This is a genomic window from Candidatus Desulfovibrio trichonymphae, from assembly GCF_002355955.1.
GTDB classification, from domain to species: domain Bacteria; phylum Desulfobacterota; class Desulfovibrionia; order Desulfovibrionales; family Desulfovibrionaceae; genus Desulfovibrio; species Desulfovibrio trichonymphae.
In genome coordinates this window covers 1,152,904-1,178,137 of sequence record NZ_AP017368.1, presented here as the reverse complement: position 1 = coordinate 1,178,137, position 25,234 = coordinate 1,152,904, and the positions used below count along the sequence as shown (strand labels likewise).

Below are 25,234 nucleotides of genomic sequence, written 5' to 3'. Positions count from 1 at the left end.
TTTAACACAAAAAATTTTTAGCGGACCTGAGGCAAATTTTTGGCTTTCCAACCAAAAACTTGCCAGGAAAGCCGTATTGCGTCATTCTGCGCCACATGCCGCGCTTTCATCTGGTGACGCTCTTTCCCGAATTTTTTGATTCGCCGCTCAACACGGCACTGCTGGGGCAGGCGCGCCGGACAGGCCTTGTCGAATTCAGTTTCCACAACCCGCGCGACTTCAGCGCAAACAAGCACCGCCACACAGACGACCGGCCTTACGGCGGCGGCCCCGGTATGGTCATGCAGGCCGAGCCGTTAGCGCGCGCCATACGCTCCATACCGCAGCCTGGGCGCATGGCGCTTCTGACGCCGGGTGGACGCCTCTTTACCCAGAAATTCGCTGGCGAGTTTGCCGCTGAAGAGGATATAACACTGATTTGCGGTCGCTATGAAGGTCTGGACGCCCGTCTTGGCCGGCTTTTCCCCCTCACTCCTGTCTGCGTGGGCGACGTGGTGCTCAACGGCGGCGAAACAGCGGCACTGGCCGTTATTGAAGCTGTGGCGAGGCTCATTCCCGGCTTTATGGGCGAAGAGGAATCTGCTACGGAAGAAAGTTTCTCCAGTGGGCTGCTGGAATACCCCCACTACACCCGTCCGGAAGTGCTGGAGAATCTGCCTGTGCCTGAAATCCTTCTGACAGGGCACCATGCGCGCATTGCACGCTGGCGCCGTGACGCGGCGCTCGCGGTCACGTTGGCGACCCGCCCGGAAATGCTTGACACGGCGCCCCTGACTCATGAAGACGCCCTCTCACTGGCCGATATTCCCCACGAACGGCCGGGCCGCAATCTTTCATTCTGCCTGCTGTACTATCCTGTACTGCTGGATGAAAAAAAATCCGGGGCATCCTCTTTGACAAATCTTGATATTCACGATATAGCTAGAATTTCCAGCAGCTATACAATGGGGCCTTTTTATGTAGTCACGCCGCTGGCAGATCAGCAGCTCGTGCTTGAGGAAATTTTGCGGCACTGGACGCGCGGTCCGGCAAGCGTTGCCAAGCCCGACAGGGCGTTCGCGCTTGCGGGTGTCCGCCTGGCCGCTTCGCTTGACGGAGTTGTCGCGCATTTGCGCGAACGCGCGGGAGCAGAGCCGCGGCTTGTTGCGAGTTCCGCAAGCTGGCCTGTTGAAAAAAATGTGCCGCCGCCGTTGACGCCGAAGGACATCCGCGACTGGTGCGCAGACAGGCCGGTGCTGCTGTGCCTCGGCACGGCGAGGGGTCTTGCGCGTGAAGCGCTTGAGCGTTGCGAAGGCGTGATGCGGCCACTGCGTTTTTTAGGCTATAATCATTTATCGGTGCGTAGCGCAGCGGCTATTTTTGCGGACAGAATTTTGGGCGATTACCGCTGACCGTCAGTTGCGGCGGCGGGACGAATGCTGTGAATATCAAAAAACACACGCTTTTTATAAATAAGTTTGATGCGGCGCAACAGCGCGGATGTAACGGAAACGCTACGCGATCGCACAGGGAGTTCACCATGCATGTCATCAAAAAAATTGAAATGAAAAATATGCGCATGGATATGCCCGCGTTCCGCTCCGGAGACACGGTCAAAGTGCACCTGCGCATTGTGGAAGGCGAAAAAGAACGCATTCAGATATTTCAGGGCAATGTGATACGCATCAAACGCGGTTCCACAAATGCCACGTTCACTGTGCGCAAAATTTCCGACGGTGTAGGCGTGGAGCGTATTTTCCCGCTGAACTCGCCCTTCATTGATCATGTGGAATTGGTCACGCTGGGCCGCGTGCGTCGCAGCCGTCTGTATTATCTGCGCGCTCTCAAGGGCAAGGCGGCGCGCATCAAGCCCCGCGGCCGCTTCTGAAAGCTGTCGCCGCCGGCATTGACGAAGCCGGACGCGGCTGTCTGGCCGGGCCGGTGGTGGCCTGCGCGGTGATATTGCCGCCCGGTCACGGTATCTCCGGTCTTGCTGACTCCAAAGCCCTGAGTGCGAAAACGCGGGAAGTACTCGCCCCACTCATCAAAGCCCGCGCGACAGCTTGGGGTCTCGGCCTTGTCTGGCCAAGACGCATTGACAGCATCAACATACTGCAGGCCACCTTTGAAGCCATGAGCCGGGCTGTGGGCGCACTGCGCGCAACGCCCACGGCACTGCTCATAGACGGCGACAAAACCCTGCCCTCCAGGGTACTAGCCCCGCACTGGCTGGCAGGGCATCATGACCACTGCCCCGTACAAAAAGCCATTGTGAAGGGGGACAAAACAATAGACGCCATTTCCGCGGCATCCATCTTGGCAAAAACGTTCAGAGACAAGCTTATGCGTTCACTCGCCCGTCGCTGGCCGGGCTATGGCTTTGAGTTGCACAAAGGCTACGGCACAAAGGCCCATTTTGCCGCCTTGCGCCGGCTCGGCCCTTGCCCACAACACCGTCTGACGTTCCGCGGCGTTGCGGAAGATACAAAACAGACGCCGCGCCGGCTCTCTTTATGGTGACAGGACGTCGCGCCGCGAAAAAAACGTTGCGGAAAGTCCCCGAACACATGCGCTTGGGACACGCGGGTGAAGATGCTGCGGCCGCAGTTCTGCAAAAGGTCGGTTTTCGACTGTTGGACCGCAACTGGCGCAAAGGCCGGCTTGAGATTGATCTTGTGTGCGCGGACGGCGATACTGTGGTGTTTGTTGAGGTCAAGACGCGTCAGGCTCAAGGCATGTCCGACCCGGCCGACGCTGTAACGCCGGAGAAACAGCGTCAGCTCGCACGCGCGGCACAGGGATGGCCGCGGCACATGACGCTTGGCGCCGTCCCTGCCGCTTTGACGTAGTCTGCGTGCTGCGCAACGGCGATACCTTCAGCGCGGAGCATTACCGACATGCCTTTGACTTCTCCTCGTCTCTGGGTGGTGGCCACACCGCTTGGCAACCCTGGTGATTTATCGCCGAGGGCACGCTACGTTCTGGAAACAGCGGATGTGATCCTGGCGGAAGACACGCGCCGAGCGGCGCAGCTTTGTGCCCGGCACGGCATTCATGCCCGGAATTTTTTAAGTTTTTACGAACACAATGAAGAACAACGAGCCGAAGAAGCCCTGCGTCTGCTCAGGGCAGGACGCTCGCTCGCGCTGATTTCCGACGGGGGCACGCCGCTTGTGGCGGACCCAGGCTATCGTCTGGTGCGGGCCTGCCGCAAAGAGGGCATAACGGTTTCTCCGCTGCCTGGGCCGTGCGCCCCTGCGGTAGCCCTTTCCGCTGCTGGTCTCCCCCCGCTTCCCTTTACCTTTCTGGGTTTTCTCCCCCGCAACGCCGCCGGGCAAAAGGCGCTGTTCGCGGCTTTTGCCGCAACGCCGGGTGCTCTTGTCTTTTTTGAACGCAAAGACAGACTCAAGGTAAGCCTCGCGCTCGCGCTGACTGTTCTTGGCCCCCGAGAGATGGCTGTCTGTCGTGAATTGACCAAAACACACGAGGAATTTATACTCACGCGGCTGGAAAAGAGCGCGGAGCTGTCGGACGGCCTGTTGGGCGAGTTGACCATTGTCATTGGTCCGCCGGAACAGACGGAACGCACTTCAGTGGAAGAAGTGCGCCTCCTGGTCAACCTGGAAGCAGAGCCGGGCGACAAGCCCCGCGCTCTGGCACGACGGCTGCAACGGCTGACATGCGGCTGGAGTAGGAAAGAGCTCTATTCCTTGATTTTAGACAACAAAAACTGACGCAGAACGACCGGATGCGTATCTGCTTGGCCAGCCATGAAAAACCAAACATCACGCCCAGTGATTGCCGTCAACAAAAAAGCCTGGCATTTTTATGAGCTTTCCGAATTTCTGGAAGCCGGCATCGCCCTTACCGGCCCGGAAGTGAAAAGCATACGCGCTGGAAAAGTAAATTTTATAGATAGTTATGTTGAATTCCGTCAGGGCGAAGCCTGGCTGGTTTCGCTGCACATAGCCCCTTACGCCAATGCGGGCTATGCGCCGCAGAACCCGGAAAGAGCCCGCAAACTTTTGCTGCACGCTCGTGAAATCGCAAAATTCGCTGGAACTGTTGTCCAGAAAGGACTGACCGTTGTGCCGGTGCGCGTGTATGCCAGCCACGGCAAAATTAAGGTGGAAATCGCCCTCGGGCGGGGCAAAAAATTGCACGACCACCGTGAAAGCCTCAAACAGCGTGCGGCAGAACGGGACATGGCCCGCGAAACGCTCTGAAAAATATGCGATCCCCACCGCAGCAAGCCCCCTTGCTCTGGCAAATCTATCTCGCTTTCTGAATATCGGGCATCACGGCAGTCGCATGGCCCTTTCCCGCGCTTGTCTGCGCGCTGCTGCTGCCGTTTGCGGACAAGCGGCTCCGCCGCGCCGTTCCGGCTCGGGCTGGCCACAAGCCTCTGGCTGCTCGGCCTTGCCGTTGCGCACTGGCAATTATACAGCCCCGCCCCGGTTCACTCACTGTCTGACAGCAGATTGACGGAACGCCGCGGCAAGCAGCCGGCGCACGTCTGTGGCGTTGTGAACGACGTACAATGCCTGTCGGACAATCATCTGCGTGTTTTTTTGCAGAATACGCGCGTGCTGCACTCGTCGCAAACGCCTGCGACGGAGCGTTCGGCGGAAAACAGGGAAGCGTTGCCGGCGCCGGATCTGACTGCCTGGACTTGGGAAGCGCCATTTTTTAATCCATTGCCTGGGCAGACCGTCTGCCTTGACCTGCAGCCGCGCGAGATTCATGGATTTGCCAATGAAGGTCTCGCAGATTTTGACGTCTGTGTGGAAGGCGCGGGGCGTTAGCTTTCAAGTGTGGAGCAAGGCAGATCAGGGAAATCCGCAACTTTCAGGAGAGGCGAGCGCGCCGGCCGTCTGGCGCGTAAACCTGCTCCAGGCTTTTCTGACAGCGCTGGCGCAGAAAGACCCTGAGCCGTTGCAGAATGCGGACGGAGCTTCTCACTCGGCAGCCGCATACGACATGCCGCAGGGCAAAGCAATTCTTGTGGCCCTGCTGTTCGGCGACCGACGTTTTATTCGTCAACAGACGATGAACAACTTTGCCGCCACCACACTGGCACACAGCCTCGCGCTTTCCGGTCAGCATCTGTCCGTGGCTGGCCTGTTTGGCCTTATCTGCGTGCTGGCCGCAGCCCGTCTATACGCGCCGCTCTATCTTAAACAGCCGCGTTTCGTCTGCGCCGTGCTGGCAGCCTGCCTGCCGGCGCTTGTCTATCTTTGGATCGGCAATGCGCCAGCCTCGCTTGTCCGGGCAAGCTGCATGCTTTTTGTTTCGGCAGTCTGGCTCACGCGCCATCATCCGCGCACCATGCTTGACGCACTCTGCGCGGCCTTGTTGTGCATCACCGTTGTGTCGCCCTTAAGCGCGCTGGATGCCGGCCTGCAGCTCTCTGCGCTCTGTGTGGGCGTTTATCGGCCTAGGTCTGCCCCTGCTTCGTCGTGTACTACCGTCGGACGCTGAATCCGGGAGAGCGCAGAGCTTTTCAAAGCGCTGCGTCCGCGCCGCCTGTTACAGATTTTGCTTGTCTCCATGCTGATCCAGACGGCGCTCCTGCCCATGAACCTGCTGATATTCGGCAATGCAGGTTTCTGGTTTCCGCTTAATATGCTCTGGCTGCCCGCAGTGGACCTGCTGGTGCTGCCCGGCGCCTTCCTTGGCCTTGCGTTGCAGATGCTCCGGCGCGGTTTACGCTCAACCTGATGGCCGCGTCTGGCCAGTGGCTTGCGGATGCGCTCGTCTGGTTCAACGGGCATAATCTTCTGCAAGGGCCGGCACTGTTACGCCCGCATTGGACGGCACTGCCAGCCTTTGCCGCTCTGTCAAGTGCCCTTGCGCTCACGGCAGGGCGCTCTTGCCTGCCGGACGCCGGACGACGTCTGGCTGTACATCGGACTTGTTCTGCTGTGTGTTGGGCCGATTGCGCGCCTGCAATCGCGCTTTTCCCAAGATATGCGCTTGCGCGTTGTGGATGTGGGACAGAGGCAGGCGCTTGTACTGCGCTTTCCGGGTCATCTGCGTCTGTTGCTGGACGGCGGCGGCAGCGCTTCACCCCGGTTTGAGCCCGGCAAGTCGCTCGTTGCGCCGGTATTGACCAACAATGACGCGCCGTACCTGACAGCGGTGATCAACAGTCATCCTGATATGATCATATGGGCGGTCTCATCCATATACTGCAGTAGTTCAGCGTAGATGCCCTTTTTGACAATGGGCAGAGCCCAGCAGGACTCGCGGAGCAACAATGGGACAAGCTGCGGCGGGAACTGGGCAGCCGTCCGCTTGCAGAAGGAGATGAACTGATCGTGGGCGATCCGGACAGCGGGCTGCGTCTTGCTGTGCTGCATCCGCCGCGCAAGACCCCCTGCGTGGAAACGCCGACAGACGGCGTGCAGTCCACTAATGACGAGTCTCTGGTGCTGCGTCTGCTTCGCCGTGGCGAAGGCCTTGTGTTGCTGCCGGGCGACGCCGGCAACCGCGTTCTGCGACGTCTGCTGGACCTGCGCGCCAATGTGCTCATTGCGCTGCACCACGGTTCAGACACGGGCTTTCTCCCCGATTTTTACAAAGCCGTTCAGCCTCGTCTGGTGCTGGCATCCTGCGGATTTCAGAACAGCTACGGGCATCCGGCCGCAAGCTGCGCCTGGTTGGCGCAACATGGCATACCTTTGCTCACAACAGCGCAGTATGGACAAATCAGCGTAACCTTGCCGGAGCGCGGCCCCGCGCGCGTCTCCTCAGCACGGGCAAAAACTGATTGAGCAGGCGGGGGGACGACGTCCGTTGCGGCACGTCAGGCTTTCGTCATGCGCATGACGACGAAAACTGCCCGACCTCTGTGAAGAAGTCGGGCAGTTTGTATTCATATCGTTGTCCGCATCGCCCATTGCAGGCGAATTCGGGCGCGAAGCATAACGCCTCGCGCCCGCAGCTAGACCGGAAGTCGAGATGTCCACAATAATCGGCACGCCGATGGCGCCGAAGGCAAAGGCGATGAAAATGGCTTGCAGACGGCGGGCGTCCGTCATGCTCGCCAGAGAGTCCTTGATGATTTCAACTCCCCCGGATTCCACCGTCATGTTGTAAATCCACACGGCACGGCGGTGATGATGATCCAGACAATGGGAAAGATGCCGAACAAGCCGCCCATTATGGCAGGAATGATGGCGGACAAAGTGCCTGCAAGGCACACTCAGGTACATCTTCCGTTACCGTTTCAGGTTTTCCGCCAAAAGCTCCGCCTTTTCCGCGTCGCCGCGCCGCTGCATGACGCAGCTGGGGCAGTCCACTACCATAGCAGCTGGGCTGAAATTTCCGGGAATTTTATGGAATACGTTCCGCGACAACGTGCACGCGCGGCAGGGTTGTGACCATGCGGGCGTTGCCCTTGTTTGTCACCGTTTGACCCCGGTGACTTTGGTGAAGTCATCGGCAACCTGATACCGCGAAAGATGAATGGCCGGCAAAACCGTGTGTGAAGGTTCTTCGTGGCGCAACTGTTATGATCCATTCGTCGAGGTCTGTTTCGTCCACAATTAAGATTGTCGGCAAATAGACGGTCGTTGAGGTGTAGTTTCCTCAGCCGTCATGGATTTGACGATCCGCTTGACGTTATTTTCTTCGGCTATACGGGCTATGATGTCGTTTGCCTCTGCCGCCGTTGCCGCGCGGTGCACGTACACGCCGCGTTTTTCAGCATTATCTTTGAACCGCGCATAGAGTTCTTCCATGTGCCGACAGGCCTTGTCTCTGGCTTCGGCGATTTTGTTGATAAGCCCATCTTCGTCCACTTCCCGGAAAATAGATTCGCGATTGGCGCGGTAGGCCACGGCAAAGGTGTCCAGCGTGCGGCGTAAAAAATCATCCTGCAGGGCCGGAATCTATTTGCTTGCGATAGTCTGAAAGGCTAGTTGTGGTTTCATGCATGGCCTCAGTCCTCCAAAAGAATAATGTGCAGTTCCAGCGGGCCGTGCACGCCCATAGCGGCCACACGCTCAATATCGGCGGTGCGGCTGGGCCCGGAGACCAGCGTGGTGTATGTAGTTTCACCCTCTGCCATGCGTTCGCGCAAATACTGGGCAATGGATGGCAAATCCGGATAAATCGTCGACTTGCGCAGCATAATGACGTGAATTTTCGCAATCATGCCGGCAAGCCGGGCGTCTTCGTTATCCGTATTCACCATGCAGGTGCCGCTTGCCGCCCAGCCTTGCTTGGGTAATACCCACGTCAAAACCGGCCACATATCGGCGCAGTCCGTCGCGAATGCAAAGAAACCCCTTTTTTTCACAGGATTTGGACAGCGCGGCGAGATCCACGTCGTTCAAATCCGGAGCGGCCACTATCCGCTTGACGCGCGTGGGCTGTTTATGAAGTCCTGCAGGCTGTTTGCTTTCACAAACGTCCACCACATACTGCAGTGCCGCCGCCATCGACGGAAGCTCCTGCACCATGGCGTTGACTGCCGTTGCTTTGGCGGTGAAAGTCTCCACGAGTTGCTGGTTGACGAAATCTGCAAGGGCCATAGACCTCTCCTTACCATGTGCCTGACCTGCGCCCTGTATTGTTGTGGGAAAGCACGTCCTCAAGCTGCATTATGCAGGCAAGACTTTCCGGCATGTACACCGCAGCCTTATTAATGACGCAGACACCTTCAGACATGATTCAGACGTGTCCGTATACAATTTATCGTCCATACAGCCGCCCTGACGGGCTTCGTCCATGCTTGGGATATTTGGCGCAGGGGATGTGCGGCGAGCTGGCGTATATGGCGGTCGCCCAGCATAAAATTGAGCATGGCGCGCACACTGTTATCGGAAATCGACGCAACCAGTCGCAGGCAAGGCGGCATCTGGCGTTTACCATCCTTGCGTCTAGCCGCCGCGTCTGTCAAAGGATGTAAGCTTCAGTGTGCATACACATCACTTAAAAGATGGGCCATCTTTTCTTTTTTTGTGCGCAGATAAGCCTCATTTTCAGAGCATGCCTCCATTTCAACAGGCACACGCTCCACAATTTCAATGCCGTAGCCGGAAAGACCGACAATTTTCTTTGGATTGTTTGTCAAAAGACGTATTTTGCGGATGCCGAGATCCACCAGAATCTGCGCGCCAATGCCATAATCGCGCAAATCGTCGGGGAAGCCTAGTTTGCGGTTGGCCTCCACAGTGTCATAGCCCTGATCCTGCAGTGCGTACGCCCGGATTTTATTGGCAAGCCCGATGCCACGTCCCTCTTGACGCATGTAGAGCAACGCGCCGCGCCTTTCCTTTTCAATCTGCCAAAGCGCCGCTCCGAGCTGCCCGCGGCAGTCGCAGCGCAACGAGCCGAGCGCATCTCCTGTCAGGCACTGACTGTGCACACGCACAAGCACCGGCTCAGGCCCGGAAATATCGCCCTTGACAAGAGCCAGATGCGTGTCGGACTCAATTTCGCTCCCGTAAGCATGGATGGTAAAATCGCCGTACAGACTCGGCAAATGCGCGCGCGCCTCGCAACGCACGGACACCTGGCCCCGTTCGAGACGGTAGCGGATGATGTCCTTGACGGCCGCTATTTTGATACGGTGTTCCTGAGAAAATTGTTCCAGATCCGCCATGCGGGCCATGCTGCCGTCGTCACACATGACTTCACAGATCACGGCCGCGGGTTTCAAGCCCGCCAGACGCGCAAGATCCACTCCGCCCTCTGTCTGGCCGGCGCGGGCGAGCACACCGTCGTCGCGTGCCCTGATCGGGAAAACATGACCTGGCGTGACAATATCTTCTGGCCTAGCGTTGTCCGCCACTGCGGCCCTGATGGTGACAGCCCTGTCGGCTGCCGATATGCCTGTGGTGGTCCCCACGCTGGCCTCAATGGAAACAGTAAAATTTGTGCCGAAACGCGAGCTATTGCGCTGGGCCATGAGCGGCAGCTGCAAACGATCCACGAGTTCGGGTGCCATGGGCAGGCATATGAGACCACGCCCGTATTTTGCCATAAAATTAACGGACTCCGGACGGACGTGTTCGGCGGCCATGGTCAGATCGCCTTCATTTTCACGGTTCTCGTCGTCCACAAGAATAATCATTTTGCCCTGCCGGATGTCGGCAACGGCTTCTTCCACGCTGCACAGAGGCATGACACAACTCCTTCAATCGGATAATGTGTTGCAAAGAGGAAGGTATAGAGCGACGGAGGTTCTGTCAAGCCGTGCGTCTGTAATCAACAATATAGTGATATAACTATGTTTTGCTCAGTTACGGCAATGCTGAGACAAGCGAGGGCACAGTTTCTGCAAGTGTTTTACATATTTTTGCGATGGCGTTTATGCGCTCACGCATCGTATGGATGCGAAAAATACGCATGAGGCGCATCCGCGGCTCAATGCTCCACGAAGCGGCCGCCATAATTTTTTTGCAGGCGGCGGGAAAGTCTTTCTATATAATAGTAATAGACGGGCGTGATATAAAGCGTCACAAGCTGCGAGAAGCACAAGCCCCCCCAGAACGGCCAGACCAAGCGGCCGTCGCGCCTCGGCTCCGGTGCCGATGCCGATGGCAATGGGCAGCGCGCCCATCAGCGCGGGCCATGGTGGTCATCATGATGGGGCGGAAACGCACATGACAAGCCTCTGTAATGGCCTGAAGCGGCGAGATGGACTGGTGCGTTGCTGGGCCTCAAGAGCGAAGTCAAGCATCATGATGGCGTTTTTTTTCACAATGCCGAGCAGCATAATCACGCCGACAAAGCCGTACAGATCCAACTCCCTGCCGAACAGCCACAGCGTTTCCAGCGCGCCGAGACCGGCAGAAGGCAGGCCGGAGAGTATGGTCAGCGGATGGAGAAAACTTTCGTACAAAATGTCCAGCACAAGATAAATGACCATAATGGCCAGAATCAAGAGCCAGCCCATGCCCTCCAGAGATTTCTGGAAGGCCTGCGCCGTGCCTTGGGATTCCGCATTGACGGAATCGGGCAGCAGCGGCCTGGCCGTCGCCTCCACAGTGGCAACGCCCTGCCCCAGCGCCACGCCGGGCTGCAGATTGTAAGAAATGGTCACAGCCGGGAACTGCCCAGCATGGTTGACGGCTATGGTCCCCACGTCGGGCGAGAGTTTGGCCAGCGTGTCCAGTGGCACGAGAACCCCGTCTTTTGAGCGCACATATAGGCGTGAGAGGGCAGAGGAGTCCTGCTGAAAACGCTCCTGCAATTCCATCATCACCCTGTAATCGTTAGTTGGCGCATAACTTATTGAAATTTCACGAGAACCATAGGCTGATTGCAGAGACAGCTCAATCTGCTGCGGGCTGACGCCAAGCGCCGCCGCCTTGCTGCGATCAATGGTGACGCGCAGTTCCGGGTTCTTGATCTGTAAGTCGCTGTTCACATCTTGGGCGCAGTCGTACAGGGCATTAAGGTCAGCGCCATCATGATGGCAAACGTGGAAATGACGGACATGGGCAGTGCGAGACTGGGTATGATGGTGGCTGGCAGATTGCGCAAAAACAGAAAAATAACTACCACAACCAGAAAAACTGTGAGCACTAGGGTGAATTTCAGGTCCGCCACAGACTCGCGAATGGACTCAGACCTGTCATAAAAAATATCCACGCTGACAGAGGGTGGCAGCTGACGTTCCAGCGCCTGCAGTAGAGAGCGGATGGAGTCCACCACCTTGACCATGTTGGTGCCGGGCTGACGGTCCACGGCAAGAGTGATGCTCGGCACGCCGCCGTTGCCCCAGGCAGTTTGTTTGTCCTGCTGCACGCTGTCCACCACTGCACCCAGTTCACCCAGACGCACGGGCGCGCCGTTACGCCAAGCAACCACCACGTCGCGAAATGCCCGCGCGTCGAAAAGCTGGCCGGAAGACTTGATGAAGCTTGACCGGCGTGAACCGTCCAGAGAACCTGTGGGCAGCATACTGTTGGCCGCCGCAACGGCGTCGGCCACTTCGTCAATGCCGAGCCCGCGCGTCACCAACTCGTCCGGATCAAGCTGCACGCGCACGGCATACTTTTTCTGTCCATAGATGACCACCTGCGCCACGCCCTCCACGCGGAAGCTCGGGGGCGTGGTCATGTTGGCGGGCAGGCGGCACTGCGCCAGCCCGATGGCTGACTGAACGTCAAGCGCCGCCGCATCAATATCCCTGTCGAGCGCGAACTGTATGATGATTCTGCTGCGGCCGATGGCGTTGACAGAAGAAATGGAGTCAATCCCGCGATGGTGAAAAACTCCTTCTCCAAGGGCGTTGCTACCGAGGCTGCCATGGTTTCCGGATCCGCGCCCTCCAGATCGGCCATGACCAGAATTGTGGGAAAGTCCACATTTGGCAACTGGTTCACCGGCAGGGAGAGATAGCCCGCGGAGCCGAAAAAAAGCATCCCCAGTATGATCAGGGTGGTGGCGACCGGGCGGCGGATAAACACAGCGGCGATATTCATGCGCTGAGTATGCGCAGTCTTTTCCTGCCGCACAAGCAAAAAAAAATCAATTGCCGGGCATTCGGCGATCCGTCAAAACGGCGTCACAGCGGCCAGTTCTCCCCTTCATAGCGGTTTGCGGCATGAACAAAACACCTCGGCAGGACTGCGGCACGCGCCGCGAAACCTCCAACAGCCCCGAAATTTTTTTCTGTACGCATGGCCCGAAGCCCAAACGGATCGAAATTCAGCGATGTGTCCGCAGCCAGAGCTGCAGGACGAGCAATGTCCAGAGCGGCTTGCGCAGATCGGCCCTGCCGGAGACATGTTCGTCCACAAGCGCATGCACGGCGCGGGGATTAAATATGCCCTGCGCACGCAGGCCGCGCTCGTCAAGCATGTCTTCCATGAGCGGACGCATTCTGCCGCGCAGCCACGCCGCCACCGGTATCTGGAAGCCACGCTTGTTGCGGCGCAAAATGTCGGGCGGCAGCAGGCCGGCAAAAGCTTTTTTAAGCAGATACTTGCGTTTGAAGCCGCGCAGTCTGCAGCGCACGGGCAAACGTGCAGCGAATTGCGCCGCGTCTTTGTCCAGAAACGGCGCGCGTACTTCAAGGGAGTGCAGCATGGAGCAACGGTCCACTTTTACCAGGATATCGTCGAGCAAAAACTGGCGCGCATACACATGAAAGGCGCGGGCAAGCGGCGTTGCGGCGTCTTCCGGCCGCCAGTGTTCATAATGCCCGCTTGTAGGAGCAAAGAGCGCCGTGGGACGCAGCAGATCCTGAACCACACAGTCCGGGGCCAATACTTCGCGCTGCATTTCCGGAGTGAAGGCCGTGAGCAGGCTTTGCACGCGTAGGGCAGGCTGTGTGTTCGCCCCGTTTAAAAACGCTGCCACTGCCAGACGCGGGTTGACATACCCAGCGGAAATAGGGAGCATGCGCGCGATCGGCGCGATAATGCCGTGCCGCACAAAGGCGGGCAGTGCGTTGTGCCATTCAGCCGCCTTGAAGGCTATGTAATGCTCATACCCGGCCCAAAGCTCGTCAGCGCCGTCGCCACCCAGCGCCACAGTGACTTTTTCACGGGTCAGTTCGGAAAGCAGCCAGGTCGGTGCCACAGAAGCGTCGGCCATGGGCACGTCCATGCGGCGTACAATATCCGGCAGCAGGTCGGCGCATTCAGAAGCCTCCAGCACACGCTCGTGATGCTCTGTGCCATACGCCGCCGCTGCTGCGCGCGCATAGCGGGACTCGTCATAGCTCGCCTCTGCAAAACCGATGGAAAATGTTTTGACGGGCGTCGGCGAATGGGCGGCCATCAGACCGGCCACAATAGTGGAATCAATGCCTCCGGAAAGAAAAACGCCCAGCGGCACGTCACTGATCATGCGCCGGCGGACAGCCGCGGAGAGCAGGCGCCGCAATTCCTCACACAGTTCCTGCTCGCCGCGCGTGTCGTTCTCGTCCGGAGCGGGCATGTCCCAATAGCGGTCGACACGCATGCTGCCGTTTTCGAGCAGGAGCAGGTGCGCCGGCGGCAGACTCGTGGCTTCACGGTAAATGGTCTGCGGCGTGGGCACATATTCGTACGCCAAATAGCGCATGACGGCTCCATAGTCCACAGTGAACGTCAGGTCTGCCAGACGGCTCAGGGCGGTCACCTCCGAGGCGAAGCAAAAAATGCCGTTCTGCGTTGTGTAAAAGAAAGGCTTTTTGCCGAAACGGTCGCGTGCGCAGAACAAACGCCGGCGCTTCTCGTCCCAGAGGGCGAAAGCGAACATGCCGTCAAAGCGTTCGAGGCAGTCTGTGCCCCAGACGCGATAGCCCTGCAGAATGACTTCCGTGTCCGAGTTGGTTGTAAAGCGCGCACCCAGCGCGGCGAGGTCTTCTTTCAGTTCGATAAAATTATATATTTCGCCGTTAAACGTCACGCTCAATTCACCGCAGGCGCTGTGCATGGGCTGGGCGCCGCCGGAGAGGTCGATAATGGAGAGCCTTCTATGCCCGAGACAAACAGGGCCGGATTGCCAGACGCCGCTGCCGTCCGGCCCGCGGTGCGCCAGACAGTCGGTCATAGCCGTTACCTGCGCGGCAGCGTCAGCGGCAAGCGCCTCGCCGTCAAGACGGCAGACGCCCGCTATGCCGCACACGATTTTTTCCAGAGGGCGTGTTGACTGACAAAAAGTTCCGCCAGCCGCCGGCTGTTGCGCTCGGGATCAAACATTTCCGCGACCAAAAGCATGCCGTTGCGCCCCATGCGTAGGGCCTCGTCAGGATTTTGCGCAAGCCGGAACACGGCCCCGGCAAGCGCTTCCGGATCACCCGGCGGCACGAGCAGACCTGTTTCGCGGTCACGCACCACTTCAGGTAGAGCGTTCACGGTGGTGCTGATAACAGGAAGACCATAGGCCAGCGCTTCAATCACCGTATTGGGGATGCCGTCGCGGCGCCCTGAAGCGTGCACAACGCAGGGTGCCACAAAAATGTCATGATTGCGAAGAATGCCCGGCAGATCGTCATGCGAAATCAGGCCCGGCATCTCAACACGGCTTTCAAGACCAAGGTTTTTGCGCATTGTCACAAGTCGAGCCTCCATGCCGCCAAGGCCCATGACCTTGCCGCCGCCGCCGGCGAGCGTCAGATGAAAATTGAGGCCGTTGCGCTGCAGCACGTCGCAGGCGGCAAGTAGCACGTCAAAACCTTTTGTCACGTCAAAACGCCCCAGCGCCAGCAGACGCACAGGACAGCGCCTGCGGGTCTGCCTTGCAGCGACGGGCGAAGGCAATGTCAGGCTGTTATAGATAAGAGCCACTTTGTTTTTTGCCTGTCCGTGGTCAAACGCTTCTATACGCGCCTGATCAGCCGCGTTGTTGGCGCGTATAAAAAGCGCCGCTTCAAATTTTGCGCCGAGGTCCGGATCCGCCGGTTCAAGGTTGTCCCCGCGCGCGGCGGTGGCAAAAGGTATGCCCGCAATATTCGCGGCCACCCATGCCGCAGTGGCTGTGCCGCGCGGCCAAGGGGCATACAGCATGTCGATTCCGTCCTCGCGCAGCAGACGGCCAAGGCTGACGCCCGCGCAAAATGCCCACAGATTTTCGGCAAATGTTTCAAAGTTGTGCCAGCGCCTGAACAGACTACGTTTCAAAAGCCGCCACAGCAGTGCGGGCTGCGTCAAAAATCCGCGCAGGACATCAAAGCAAAAACACGGCAGCCTCCTCATGCCCGCTGTGCGAACATTCCCTGCCGCCGCGCGCATTTCCGCCGAGCAGTACCGCAGATTGGAAGCGTATAGCGTATATATTTCCACTGGCAACCGCTGCTTGAGATTTTCCACTTCGCGAAAAATAAAAGGCTGGGTAAACAGCGGATACCACAACAATATACAGGCAATATGCGGCATCCCCTCCGGGAGCGGCCTTGACGCGTCAGTATTCATACGGCTTGTCCTGCGTGTCGTATTGTCCAGTCGCCAGCCCGTGCCGCGCACGGCACGGGCGTGGATGCGCCCAGCGCGTCCCTGAGTTCGCTCATGGTACAGCTGCGAACAGACCAGTTATTATATAACCAGTCAATATACCTGCTGATTTTATCCATCAATCTGGTCACTGCCCCAATGTCGGGCATGTGCGGCGCGCCGCCGGGCATCATTTCCGAAGAATGCCAAGTGAGCGACAGCACCCGTCCGCCGCGTGACGCAAAAAGCCGCGTGACGAGCTGCATAAGCCTGAAGGGATGTTGCACGGGCAACAGCGCAAGCGCCCCCCAGTTTTTCAGACCGGCGCGCGCAAGACGGCCAGCGCGATCCGACAGGGTTGAAAAGAGATGCGGCATACAACGCACGAGCGGCGTGACCGTGAGCGGAATTTCAAAAATGCGCCTGCCTTCCGTCTGCACCCAGTAGGGATCTGACGGCGCGTAAAAATGGTCAGGTCCGGCGGCGTTCTTTGCCGCGCAGTGCAGCGGCCGCACAGATGCGTCGCAGAGCACGCCCGCGCGGGCCAGCATGGGCCAGTGTTCCCTGCGTAGATCCCAACGGCCCATACGAAAGCTCGTCACAGGCGCGCCGCAAAAATTCGAGCCGGCGCTGAACAGATTTGTCAGTTTTGCCGCCATCAGTCGCGACGGGACGGCGGCCGAAGATACGCTGCGCGTAAAATCCGACAAATCCGCCCCTGTGCCGTTGAGGCTCAGGGGCGGCGTGTTCCAGTGGTGCAAATGCCCGCCGAATTCCACCCTCTCCCTGAGCCGGTTTAAACTGTCGCGCGAAGCCTCGTCCACCAACGCGCTGTACGCGCAAAAAAGCGTCGGCCGTATGCCCCGCGCCAGAAGGGGCTCAAGCCGCGCAAGACAGGCGATGTTTTTCATCGCTGGGGCGCGGCTGGCATAGCGGCCGCTGAAAAGACATTCTTCTTCCACGTCAAGGCTGACGGCCAGATAGAGCGGCGAAGGCATCAGACATCCACTGGTCAACATAGAGATTGCGCAAGGCCTCGGTATTGGTTTTTCTGTCAAACATACGTTCCACCAGCGCCTGTCCGGCTCTCGCCATGGAAAGGGCGCGGTCGCGATCTTCCAGCATGCGGCGCACGGCGCCGGCCAGAGCGGTCGGGTTGCGCTCCGGCACGAGCAGGCCAGTTTTCCCGTCGCGTATCACTTCGGAAATGCCGTTCACATCAGTGGCGACCACAGGCATGCCGCAGGAGAGCGCCTCCATGATCACATTGGGAATGCCGTCCCTGTCGCCGTTATCATGCACGACGCTCGGCACAACCAGCACGTCGTGGCTTTGCATGAACTCGCGCGTTTGATCATGGGGCACAAAACCCGGAAGATCCACAATATCCTTCAGCCTCAGACTGTCCACCAGTCTGTGCAGTTTTCGCCGCCAGCGGCCGTCGCCCACCAGGGTGAGGCATACAGGCATGCGTTCGCGCCTCAGGCGTGCGAGCGCCGTCAAAAGATCGGGAAAGCCCTTGGTACGGGCAAAACGCCCTACAGCCAGCAGCCGGAAAGGCTTCTGCGTGGGTGATCTGTTTTCCGCGCGCCCAAGGAAAGTCAGGCTGTTGTACACAAGGTGCACCTTGCCCTGCTGTTCAGGAGGACAGAATTTTTGCAGCCAGCGCACATTGGCCCGGTTATTGGTGCGGATGAAAAGCGCGTCACGCGATTTCTCATGCAGCAGACCGTCCTGCGGATAAATGTCTCCGGCGCGTCCGGTAAAGGCAAAGGGAATGCCGGTCATGCGCGACGCCACCCACGCCGCAGTGGCCGGGCCGTTGGCCCAGGCGGAATGGATCAGCGTGATACCGTCCGCCAGACAGTGCTCGGCAAGAAGAAACCCCGCCATGAAACACCACAGATTTTCGCCCTGAGATTCCAGGTCGCGCATTTTTCTGAAAAAGCCCTCGCGAAAAAGTCCGGCTACCGCGCCCGGCCTGAGTCGCACGGCGCGGGCGAAAGCCGCAAGGATGCGAAATGTGGCGCACACCCCATAGTGCCGCACCGGCCCTGGAAAAGCGCGCATCTCCTCGCTGCACCCGTTGATGGCCTCGCCGTACATGGTGTAGGCGCGTATGGGCACCTTCAAAGACAGAAGCTCTGTTATTTCCCGAAAAATAAATGTTTCGGAAGAGAGAGGAAACCAGAGCAGGACATAGGCGATGGATGGCAGTTTCTGCGGCGCGTAGGAGCTACTGCTGTCCATTCTGGTGATCACGCTGGTATTGCTCCACTATGGCGTGCGCCTTTGGCAGCTCTTCCACGACAGCGTCTAGCGCCTGACGGACATGTTCCTCGGTATGGGCGGCGGAAAGGAAAAAGCGCAGCCGCGCAGTGCCTTCTTTGACAGCCGGGAACGTAACGGGCATGACATAGGTGCCCCTTTTAAAAAGCGCTGTGGACAGAAAGCCCGCCACCATCGAATCGCCCACCAACACTGGCACAATAGCGTAGCCCTGCGCCGCGCCGGTATCCAGTCCCTTGCTTTTTGCATACTCAAGAAAAAAGCGTGTGATGCGCTGAAGCCTGTGCACGCGCGCTGGTTCGCGCAGCATAATTTCAAGAGCCTTGCGGCATGCCGCGGCGATGACAGGCGGCATGCCCACGCTGAACACAAAGCCGGGCGAGCCGTATTTGAGAAATTCCACCAGCTCGCGGCTGCCGGTGATAAAACCGCCGCAACCGCACAAGACCTTGGAAAGGGTGCTCATCCACATATCCACGTCCGTGGAGGGGAAGCCGTAATATTCGCGTACGCCGCGTCCTGATTTGCCGAGCACGCCGAGCGAGTGGGCCTCGTCCACCATAAGCATACAGTCATATTTTTTCTTCAGCTCAATTATTCTGGGCAGGTCGGGGATATTCCCGTCCATACTGAAAAGCCCTTCCGTGACAATCGCCGCGCGTTTGTGCGCCGCCCGGCGCGCTTTGAGCATGCCTTCGAGTGCGTCACAGTCATTGTGGGCATAGGAATAGCGTGCCGCGCCTGAAAGTCTGGCGCCCTGAATGAGCGAATTGTGCGCAAGACCGTCGTGAAAAATGGCGTCTCTGGCGCTGAACAAAAAACCCAAGGTGGACACGTTGGCTGCGTGACCGCTGACATAAATGATGCAGTCTTCCACTTCATACAGATCGGCCAGGGCTTCTTCCAGCGCTCTGTGCTGGGGCCGCTCGCCCCCCACAAGGCGGCTGGCGCCCGACGAGGTGCCGAACAAGCGCGCGGTTTCGGCGACAAGCGCCGTGATCTCCGGGTGCGCATTAATATCCAGATAATCGTAGGTGGAAAAATTGAGATATTCCTGTCCGTTTACTTGCGTAGTGGCTTTTGCCGCCCGTTCGTGGCAGGCAAAGAGGGGATTGATCATTCCCATTTTAGCGCCCATTTCCACAAGACGATCAAAGGAGAGCTTGGAACGCGTGCGATTGAAACCTGAAACGTGTTCAGGTTGGTCTGTCGGCGCAACGGCGGCCTGACAGGAATATTTTTTCTTCATGCCTTATCCTCAAAACAGGTGATTCAAACAAAAAATTCTACGTCCGGCATAATCTTGTAACAATTAAGTATACCTGAGGCGGCGGCGGATGGCAAGCGCTGAATGACCAAAGGATTTATGGAACGCCTTGCGGCTGACTGGATAAACGCCATGACTGTGAACTGCGCCTTGAATCTGAATTTGCGTGAAGAGGGTCCTGTTTTGTGTCTGTGCGCAAGTTTTTGGAAAACATGTCCGGAAATGAGAGATAGCGTTTGCGAGAAGAGTATGGTAGTATAAGCCATATTCAAAATCTCCAAAACATTCGTCGCATATTGACCGCGTTGCCATACTGCGGCATACCTAACACGGTCGTTTTTCGGGTCTTCTTTTTGCCGTTATCAAGGAGTCCGCCGTGCTCTTCAACAAATTGGAAACACTGCCCCGCGAGGAACGGGATGCAATGCCGTTGCGACGTCTGCAGTATTTCTGTTCCCGCGCGTACACGAACGTGTCTTTTTACCGCAACCGCTTTGACGAAATCGGCGTCACGCCGCTCGAAAGCCGTTTGCAAAAACGCATTAAGGAATTTTTGGCTGTCACAGCCAAGGTGCGTCTGTTGGAACCGCATTCCCTTGTGCGATTAAAGGGCAAGGCGGTACGCATTGTGGACAATCGTCCAAAAGATTGAAAATGCGCCGCGACTCTTCATGTTGACGTTGTATTTTTTCTGTGCTGTTCTCGCGCTTCTTGTCGGGGGAGCTTTCTGTTCTCTGGCTACGGGCCGCGCGGCTGCGGCGACGGCGGCCTGCGCCTGTGTGACTGCCGGGGCTGTGGGGCTGTGCCTTTCCCTGTACCTTTTGTTGTCCGGAGCAACGTTGCGCGTCAGTTTTCCCTTGCCTTTGCCGCTTGGAGAATGTCTTTTTTGCGTAGATCGTCTCTCCTCAGTTTTTCTGCCTCCGGTTTTTCTGTTGGCTCTCATCGGCGGGGCGCTTTTGCCGGGCCGCCTGAAATCCCTAGCCGTCGAGGCAGCCGAAACGGGCGCGCGTCTTGCCGTGGGCAGGCATTGCTTTTTTTTCTGTTTTCTCATCGCCGGCATGGTGATGACGATCACGGCCGCGGACGCCGTTTTGTTTCTCATTTCCTGGGAAATCATGTCGCTCATGCCTTTTTTTCTCATCAGCCCGTTGGACAGGGACGCGAACGAGCGTTTTGCGGTATGGGTGTATCTGACGGCGGCGCACCTCGGCGTGCTGCCTCTGCTGCTGCTTTTTGCGGGTATGGGGGCAGAGGCCGGCGGAACAGATTTTGTTCTTTTTGCCGCGCGCGGTGCGTGGAGTCACCCGGGTCTGTATTTCATACTGGCTCTGGTGGGTTTTGGCCTGAAAGCGGGTCTCGTCCCGCTGCATGTCTGGATGCCTGAAGCGCATTCCTCCGCCCCTGGGCATGTGGCGGTGCTGCTCTCCGGGGCCATGCTCAATGTTGGACTGTACGGCATCTTGCGCGTGCTGCTGCTTGCCGGACCGCCGGAAACCTGGTGGGCATACGCGCTGATGGGCGCGGGCGTTCTTTCCGGCGTGACCGGCATTTTGCTGGGCCTTGTCCAGTCTGACATAAAGCGCACGCTGGCCTATTCCAGCGCGGAAAACATGGGAATCATCTGTCTTGCCCTGGGCGGCGCACTGCTGGCGTACAGCATCGGCTCTTCAGCCGCTGCGCTGCTGCTGACCGGCGTTTTTTTGCACATCTGGAACCACTCGCTTTTTAAAAGCCTGCTTTTCCTCGCAGCCAACGCGGTGAAGGAACATACGCACACCATGCTTATCCAGCGTCTGGGCGGACTTCACAAACGCATTCCCTTCACGGGCGGGTGCTTTGCCTTAGGCAGCGCCGCCATTGCCGGCATTCCCCCTTTAAACGGCTTTATGAGCGAGCTGCTTCTCTACACGGGCTTTGCAGTCGGCAGCAAAGCCGCAGGCAATACGGAAACAGCTCTGCTGTTCTGGGGCGCTTTTTTTGTGCTTGGCGCTATTGCCGGCATGGCTCTTTTTGCCTTTACCCAAGCGTACGGCCTGGCTTTTCTCGGCGCGCCCAAGAGTGCGCAAAGCTACCAAGCGCGTGAGCCGGAAACGCTGTTTAAGGCAGCCATGTTGTTGTTGGCGCTGTTGTGTCTTTGCGCTGGCTTTGCCGGGCCGCTGCTCCTGAAAGCGCTCTCGCCTTTTCTTGTCTGGTTCGCGTCAGGTCTCGGCATTCCCCTCGCAGCCTGCGCGGAGGGTATGGAGGCCGCCGCTACGGTGCTTGCGTGGTACGCGGCCTTAGGGGCGGTTCTGCTTGTGTTGTTTGCTCTTGTGAATCTGGCGCGCGGACGGGCTGTGGGCAAGAACGGCTTTGCCGAAGGCGTGACCTGGTCTTGCGGCTATTGTCGACCGACGGCCCGCATGCAATACACGGGCGGCGCTTTTGCGCGCACGTTCGCAATGCTGCTGCACCCGCTTGCGCGGACGCGGACTGTGACGCCGAAAATGCAGGGTCTTTTTCCTGGTCCGGAGAATGCGGTTATGACAAGCCCTGATTGGCCGATGGAACTGTGGAGTAGCCTTTTGTTCCGGCCTGTCGCCGCTGTGGCCGAAGCCGCGAAAAATTTGCAAACAGGTCTTGTAAATCTGTATATCCTGTATATTTTCATTGCCCTTGTGGCGACCCTGACCTGGGCTTTGGGGTGGGCATGACGTCGCAGATGATTGTTGCCCTGGGCGGCATGGTTCTTTCCCTCCTGTTGGCGCCTCTGCTGCCCGGTTGCATCAACAGGGTCAAGGCCCTGATGGGCGGCAGAAAAGGCAGCCCCCTGCTGCAACTTTATTTTGACTTGTGCCGGCTCATGGGCAAAAGCCCGGTTTATCCGTGCGTCACTACATATTTTTTCAAGGCTGCGCCTGCGGCGTGTCTGACATCGGCCGTAGCTGCTCTGACTGTGTTGCCTTTTTGGCCCGTGGCTGCGCCTGCGAATTTTTCCGGAGATTTTGTTCTGCTTGCCGGTTTGTTTGCCATGTCGCGTTTTTTTTTGATTCTTGCCGCTCTGGACACGGGCAGCGCCTTTGAAGGCATGGGCGCGGCGCGGGATGCCCTGTTTTCTGCGCTGGCTGAACCCATTTTTTTGTTTTGCCTCCTGCTGCTGTGCCGGCAGGCACACAGCCTTACCCTGTCGGGCATGACAACTGTCACGGCCGGCCCAGCCGCCATCCAAGGGTACTGGATGTTCTACCTCATGCTCGCCTTCGCCCTGTTTCTGCTGCTGCTGCAAGAGAACAGCCGCATCCCCGTGGATGATCCCAATACCCATCTGGAACTTACCATGATACATGAAGTGATGATTCTGGACCACAGCGGACCGGATTTGGCCTTTCTGGAATATGCCGCCGCACTCAGGCTGTGGATATTCAGCCTGCTCATTGCCGGTCTTGTTCTGCCTCTGCCGTCCGTGCCCCTGTTTGAGGACGGAGGGTCGTTGGGGCCGCATGGTCTTGCCGGTCTTGCCGCCTGCTGGGGCATAACCCTGCTTGCGACCTTGGGTGTCGGCGTGCTTGTGGGTCTGATGGAATCCCTGATGGCACGGTTGCGCATGGAGCGCGTTCCCCAGGTTCTGGCCATGGCCGGGGCCTTTGCCGGTCTTGCCGCGCTTGCGCTGTGGAGGCAGGCATGACCGTTCTGCCCGTTGCCGGGAACGTGCTGGAGATGCTTCTCGGGCTTGTCATCATCAGCGACTTCTGTTTGCTCGGGGCTGAACGCAGCCGCCTGTGCATCCGCCTTATCGCACTGCAGGGCGTTATCCTCGGATTTATGCCTGTATTTGCCGCAGGTGACGGCATGACGCCCTGGTTTGCCGTTGCTGTTGCAGTGTTTTTTGTTATCAAGGGGGGCATGTTGCCTCTGCTGTTATGGCACACTTATAAGAAATTGCATCCCCGTGCGCCCGGCGCGTCCTATTTAGGCAACACAGCGTCGGTACTGCTGGGACTTGCCGCATTCGCTTTTTCGCTCTGGCTGAACTCACGCTTGGGAATTGCAGCTAACCATTTGTTTTCACATGTATTTCCAACGGCTTTTGCCACTATTTTTTCAGGCCTTCTGCTTATTACTTCGCGGCGCATAGCGCTGGCGCAAATATTCGGCTATCTTGTCATGGAAAACGGCATCTACCTTCTTGGGGCACCTATGGCGCAGGAAAGCGCTCTCTGGCTGGAGTTTTCCATACTGATGGACATTCTTGTGGCCGCCTTTGTCATGGGCGTTGCCTTGACCCATATCAACCGGGCTTTTGATTCCACAGACGTGGAGTGCTTTGCCTCGCTGCGGGACTGACGTGTCCATTGCTTCCCTTCTTTTGCCTGTACTGCTGCTGCTGCCTTTGTGTGCGGCCCTGTTGTCTTGGTTTGTTCCGGCAGACCATTCGCGGCGCGCGCTTTTGCTCGTGACGGCCACGGTTGAACTGACGCTTGCCGCGGCGTGCTGGTTTGTGGAACCGGCTTCATTGGGCGGCGAGCTGCTTTGTCTTGACGCCATGGGACGTCTGGTGCTGAGTTTGACCTGCGCGCTGTTTTTCGCGGCTTCGCTCTATGCCGTGCCCTACCTGGAATCGGAAGATCCCGGCGCGCGGACAGATTTTCATCAGGGGCTCCATTTTTCCAACGCTCCGGAAGCCACGTTTACAGGCTGTATGCTGCTTTTTCTGGCTGCATCCGTTCTGGCCGCGTCAACGCGGCATGTGGGCCTGCTCTGGGTCGGCATTGAAACAACGACAGTGGTCAGTGCCCCCCTTATCTCTTTTCATCGTCACAGGCGTTCTCTGGAGGCGACATGGAAATATCTGCTCATCTGCTCTGTGGGCATCGGCTTCGCGCTTATCGGCAACCTGCTGCTGGATATTGCCATGCAGAGTGAGGCAAGGCATGTTGTTGACATGTCCGTCAGTTCTCTGTCACAAGGGGGCGGGCACGTGCACCCCGCTTGGTTCAAGGCCGCTTTTGTGTTTCTGCTCGTCGGCTATGGCGCGAAAATGGGCATAGCGCCCATGCACACCTGGCTGCCGGACGCACACAGTGAAGCGCCGTCTCTGGTGTCTGCTCTGCTGTCAGGCGCGTTGCTCAACTGCGCTTTCCTCGGCATTTTCCGGGCACAGGAAGTGGCGCTTTCTGTCGGTCTTGCGGCATTCACCTCAACGCTGCTTCTGGCCTTCGGTTTTTTGTCAATGCTGGTTGCCGCCCTCTTTATCGTAAATTTGGGCGATTTCAAGCGGATGCTGGCCTATTCCAGCGTGGAGCACATGGGCATTCTGCTTATTGCGCTGGGCGTCGGGATTGCCGCAGGGCGAGGCGGCCTATTGCACATGGCCGGCCATTCTCTGATCAAGGCGGCGCTTTTTTTGCTGGCGGGCAATATTCTGGCGCGCTACCACACCAAGTCGAGTCACGATGTTTCCGGTATGGCGCAAAGTCTGCCCATGACATCAGCCCTGTGGCTGACCGGCATTATCGCCATTACCGGCACGCCGCCTTTTGTCGTCTTTATCAGCGAATTTTTCGTGCTCCAGGGACTTCTGAACGGGGGACTGCTTTTGCCCGCTGCCTATCTGACGCTGCTGGGCGTTATTTTTGTTGGCATGATTACTCCCACACTGCACATGTGCCGAGGCGGCATGCCGCATGACCGTACGGCAAAGGGGAGAGAAAATCTGCTTTTTGTGCTGCCTTCGGCCTGTCTTCTTGTTTTGGCCCTAGCGCTCGGCCTGTATATGCCAGAATGGCTGCGCGAGTCTCTTGACAAGGCTGCGGCTTTGGCTTTTCATCCATAATATTTTGCA

General features: G+C 58.0%; 25 protein-coding genes and 5 pseudogenes. 15 read left to right on the top strand and 15 right to left on the bottom strand.

From position 1 onward, the window contains the following. Window positions 1-95: 95 nt before the first annotated feature. The 10 genes and pseudogenes from trmD to RSDT_RS07560 all read left to right on the top strand — a co-directional run bounded on the left by trmD (window position 96) and on the right by RSDT_RS07560 (window position 6,755). A complete protein-coding gene (trmD, locus tag RSDT_RS05660; RefSeq protein ID WP_096399903.1) occupies window positions 96-1,391 on the top strand; it encodes a tRNA (guanosine(37)-N1)-methyltransferase TrmD in 1,296 nt (431 codons plus the stop codon). Window positions 1,392-1,519: 128 nt separating this feature from the next. After that, a complete protein-coding gene (gene rplS, locus RSDT_RS05655) occupies window positions 1,520-1,867 on the top strand; it encodes a 50S ribosomal protein L19 (RefSeq protein WP_096399902.1) in 348 nt (115 codons plus the stop codon). Then, window positions 1,864-2,499 (top strand): ribonuclease HII, encoded by a 636-nt coding sequence (locus RSDT_RS05650; protein ID WP_096399901.1) that lies wholly within the window; start codon window positions 1,864-1,866, stop codon window positions 2,497-2,499. Before rplS ends, RSDT_RS05650 begins: the two co-directional genes overlap by 4 nt. A gap of 47 nt (window positions 2,500-2,546) precedes the next feature. Continuing rightward, a pseudogene (locus RSDT_RS05645) lies at window positions 2,547-2,935 on the top strand (YraN family protein). Continuing rightward, window positions 2,877-3,713 (top strand): 16S rRNA (cytidine(1402)-2'-O)-methyltransferase, encoded by an 837-nt coding sequence (rsmI, locus tag RSDT_RS05640; RefSeq protein WP_096399900.1) that lies wholly within the window; start codon window positions 2,877-2,879, stop codon window positions 3,711-3,713. The pseudogene RSDT_RS05645 and the gene rsmI overlap by 59 nt, the downstream one beginning before the upstream one ends. Before the next feature lie 36 nt (window positions 3,714-3,749). Beyond that, entirely contained in the window at window positions 3,750-4,205 is a 456-nt protein-coding gene (smpB, locus tag RSDT_RS05635) for an SsrA-binding protein SmpB (protein ID WP_096399899.1), read from the top strand. Window positions 4,206-4,331: 126 nt separating this feature from the next. Further along, a complete protein-coding gene (locus RSDT_RS05630) occupies window positions 4,332-4,784 on the top strand; it encodes a hypothetical protein (protein ID WP_145954818.1) in 453 nt (150 codons plus the stop codon). Next, window positions 4,723-5,700 (top strand): annotated as a pseudogene (locus RSDT_RS07570) (ComEC/Rec2 family competence protein). Before RSDT_RS05630 ends, RSDT_RS07570 begins: the two are co-directional and overlap by 62 nt. A gap of 27 nt (window positions 5,701-5,727) precedes the next feature. Continuing rightward, complete coding sequence (locus RSDT_RS07565) at window positions 5,728-6,189, top strand: ComEC/Rec2 family competence protein (RefSeq protein WP_231941826.1); 462 nt, start codon at window positions 5,728-5,730, stop codon at window positions 6,187-6,189. Window positions 6,190-6,299: 110 nt separating this feature from the next. Then, the gene (locus tag RSDT_RS07560) at window positions 6,300-6,755 is read left to right on the top strand and encodes a ComEC/Rec2 family competence protein (protein ID WP_231941825.1); all 456 of its coding nucleotides are present in this window, start codon (window positions 6,300-6,302) and stop codon (window positions 6,753-6,755) included. Window positions 6,756-6,968: 213 nt separating this feature from the next. Here RSDT_RS07560 and RSDT_RS06965 read toward each other — a convergent pair. From RSDT_RS06965 to RSDT_RS05570, 15 genes and pseudogenes are all read right to left on the bottom strand, one after another. Then, window positions 6,969-7,141: pseudogene (locus RSDT_RS06965) on the bottom strand (L-lactate permease); the annotation flags it as partial. Window positions 7,142-7,338: 197 nt separating this feature from the next. Further along, a pseudogene (locus tag RSDT_RS07940) lies at window positions 7,339-7,920 on the bottom strand (LUD domain-containing protein); the annotation flags it as partial. Between the two features lie 4 nt (window positions 7,921-7,924). Next, complete coding sequence (locus RSDT_RS07555; protein ID WP_231941824.1) at window positions 7,925-8,179, bottom strand: LUD domain-containing protein; 255 nt, start codon at window positions 8,177-8,179, stop codon at window positions 7,925-7,927. Further along, complete coding sequence (locus RSDT_RS07550; RefSeq protein ID WP_231941823.1) at window positions 8,163-8,519, bottom strand: lactate utilization protein; 357 nt, start codon at window positions 8,517-8,519, stop codon at window positions 8,163-8,165. The genes RSDT_RS07555 and RSDT_RS07550 overlap by 17 nt, the downstream gene beginning before the upstream one ends. A 10-nt stretch (window positions 8,520-8,529) precedes the next feature. Continuing rightward, complete coding sequence (locus RSDT_RS07700; protein WP_269457527.1) at window positions 8,530-8,655, bottom strand: hypothetical protein; 126 nt, start codon at window positions 8,653-8,655, stop codon at window positions 8,530-8,532. 244 nt (window positions 8,656-8,899) lie between these two features. After that, window positions 8,900-10,114 carry a bifunctional 3,4-dihydroxy-2-butanone-4-phosphate synthase/GTP cyclohydrolase II gene (locus RSDT_RS05605; protein ID WP_096399896.1) on the bottom strand — a complete coding sequence of 405 codons (1,215 nt, stop codon included), beginning with the start codon at window positions 10,112-10,114 and terminating at the stop codon, window positions 8,900-8,902. A 186-nt stretch (window positions 10,115-10,300) separates the two neighbouring features. Then, window positions 10,301-11,362: pseudogene (locus RSDT_RS07545) on the bottom strand (efflux RND transporter permease subunit). After that, complete coding sequence (locus RSDT_RS07540; RefSeq protein WP_231941822.1) at window positions 11,359-12,057, bottom strand: efflux RND transporter permease subunit; 699 nt, start codon at window positions 12,055-12,057, stop codon at window positions 11,359-11,361. Before RSDT_RS07540 ends, RSDT_RS07545 begins: the two are co-directional and overlap by 4 nt. Further along, entirely contained in the window at window positions 12,054-12,422 is a 369-nt protein-coding gene (locus RSDT_RS07535; RefSeq protein WP_231941821.1) for an efflux RND transporter permease subunit, read from the bottom strand. The genes RSDT_RS07540 and RSDT_RS07535 overlap by 4 nt, the downstream gene beginning before the upstream one ends. A 226-nt stretch (window positions 12,423-12,648) precedes the next feature. After that, the gene (gene asnB / locus RSDT_RS05595; RefSeq protein ID WP_096399895.1) at window positions 12,649-14,556 is read right to left on the bottom strand and encodes an asparagine synthase (glutamine-hydrolyzing); all 1,908 of its coding nucleotides are present in this window, start codon (window positions 14,554-14,556) and stop codon (window positions 12,649-12,651) included. After that, window positions 14,544-15,842, bottom strand: coding sequence for a glycosyltransferase family 4 protein (locus RSDT_RS05590; RefSeq protein WP_096399894.1), 1,299 nt, complete (start codon window positions 15,840-15,842; stop codon window positions 14,544-14,546). The genes asnB and RSDT_RS05590 overlap by 13 nt, the downstream gene beginning before the upstream one ends. Then, entirely contained in the window at window positions 15,839-16,858 is a 1,020-nt protein-coding gene (locus RSDT_RS05585; protein WP_096399893.1) for a polysaccharide deacetylase family protein, read from the bottom strand. Before RSDT_RS05585 ends, RSDT_RS05590 begins: the two co-directional genes overlap by 4 nt. Continuing rightward, the gene (locus RSDT_RS05580) at window positions 16,824-18,110 is read right to left on the bottom strand and encodes a glycosyltransferase (protein WP_096399892.1); all 1,287 of its coding nucleotides are present in this window, start codon (window positions 18,108-18,110) and stop codon (window positions 16,824-16,826) included. Before RSDT_RS05580 ends, RSDT_RS05585 begins: the two co-directional genes overlap by 35 nt. Further along, the gene (locus tag RSDT_RS05575; RefSeq protein ID WP_096399891.1) at window positions 18,097-19,398 is read right to left on the bottom strand and encodes an aminotransferase class I/II-fold pyridoxal phosphate-dependent enzyme; all 1,302 of its coding nucleotides are present in this window, start codon (window positions 19,396-19,398) and stop codon (window positions 18,097-18,099) included. Before RSDT_RS05575 ends, RSDT_RS05580 begins: the two co-directional genes overlap by 14 nt. A gap of 23 nt (window positions 19,399-19,421) precedes the next feature. Then, window positions 19,422-19,682, bottom strand: coding sequence for a DUF4372 domain-containing protein (locus RSDT_RS05570; RefSeq protein ID WP_145954817.1), 261 nt, complete (start codon window positions 19,680-19,682; stop codon window positions 19,422-19,424). A gap of 110 nt (window positions 19,683-19,792) precedes the next feature. On the opposite strand from RSDT_RS05570, the gene RSDT_RS05565 reads away from it, so the two are divergent. From RSDT_RS05565 to RSDT_RS05545, 5 genes are read left to right on the top strand one after another with little or no spacing between them, the layout of a single operon-like run. After that, the gene (locus RSDT_RS05565; RefSeq protein ID WP_231941820.1) at window positions 19,793-20,068 is read left to right on the top strand and encodes an acyl-CoA synthetase family protein; all 276 of its coding nucleotides are present in this window, start codon (window positions 19,793-19,795) and stop codon (window positions 20,066-20,068) included. 19 nt (window positions 20,069-20,087) lie between these two features. After that, a complete protein-coding gene (locus RSDT_RS05560; protein WP_096399889.1) occupies window positions 20,088-22,106 on the top strand; it encodes a proton-conducting transporter transmembrane domain-containing protein in 2,019 nt (672 codons plus the stop codon). After that, complete coding sequence (locus tag RSDT_RS05555; protein WP_231941819.1) at window positions 22,103-23,077, top strand: respiratory chain complex I subunit 1 family protein; 975 nt, start codon at window positions 22,103-22,105, stop codon at window positions 23,075-23,077. The genes RSDT_RS05560 and RSDT_RS05555 overlap by 4 nt, the downstream gene beginning before the upstream one ends. Further along, a complete protein-coding gene (locus RSDT_RS05550; protein WP_096399888.1) occupies window positions 23,074-23,736 on the top strand; it encodes a hydrogenase-4 component E in 663 nt (220 codons plus the stop codon). Before RSDT_RS05555 ends, RSDT_RS05550 begins: the two co-directional genes overlap by 4 nt. Before the next feature lies 1 nt (window position 23,737). Next, window positions 23,738-25,225: a proton-conducting transporter transmembrane domain-containing protein gene (locus tag RSDT_RS05545; RefSeq protein ID WP_231941818.1), complete on the top strand. Its 1,488-nt coding sequence runs from the start codon at window positions 23,738-23,740 to the stop codon at window positions 25,223-25,225. Window positions 25,226-25,234 lie beyond the last annotated feature (9 nt).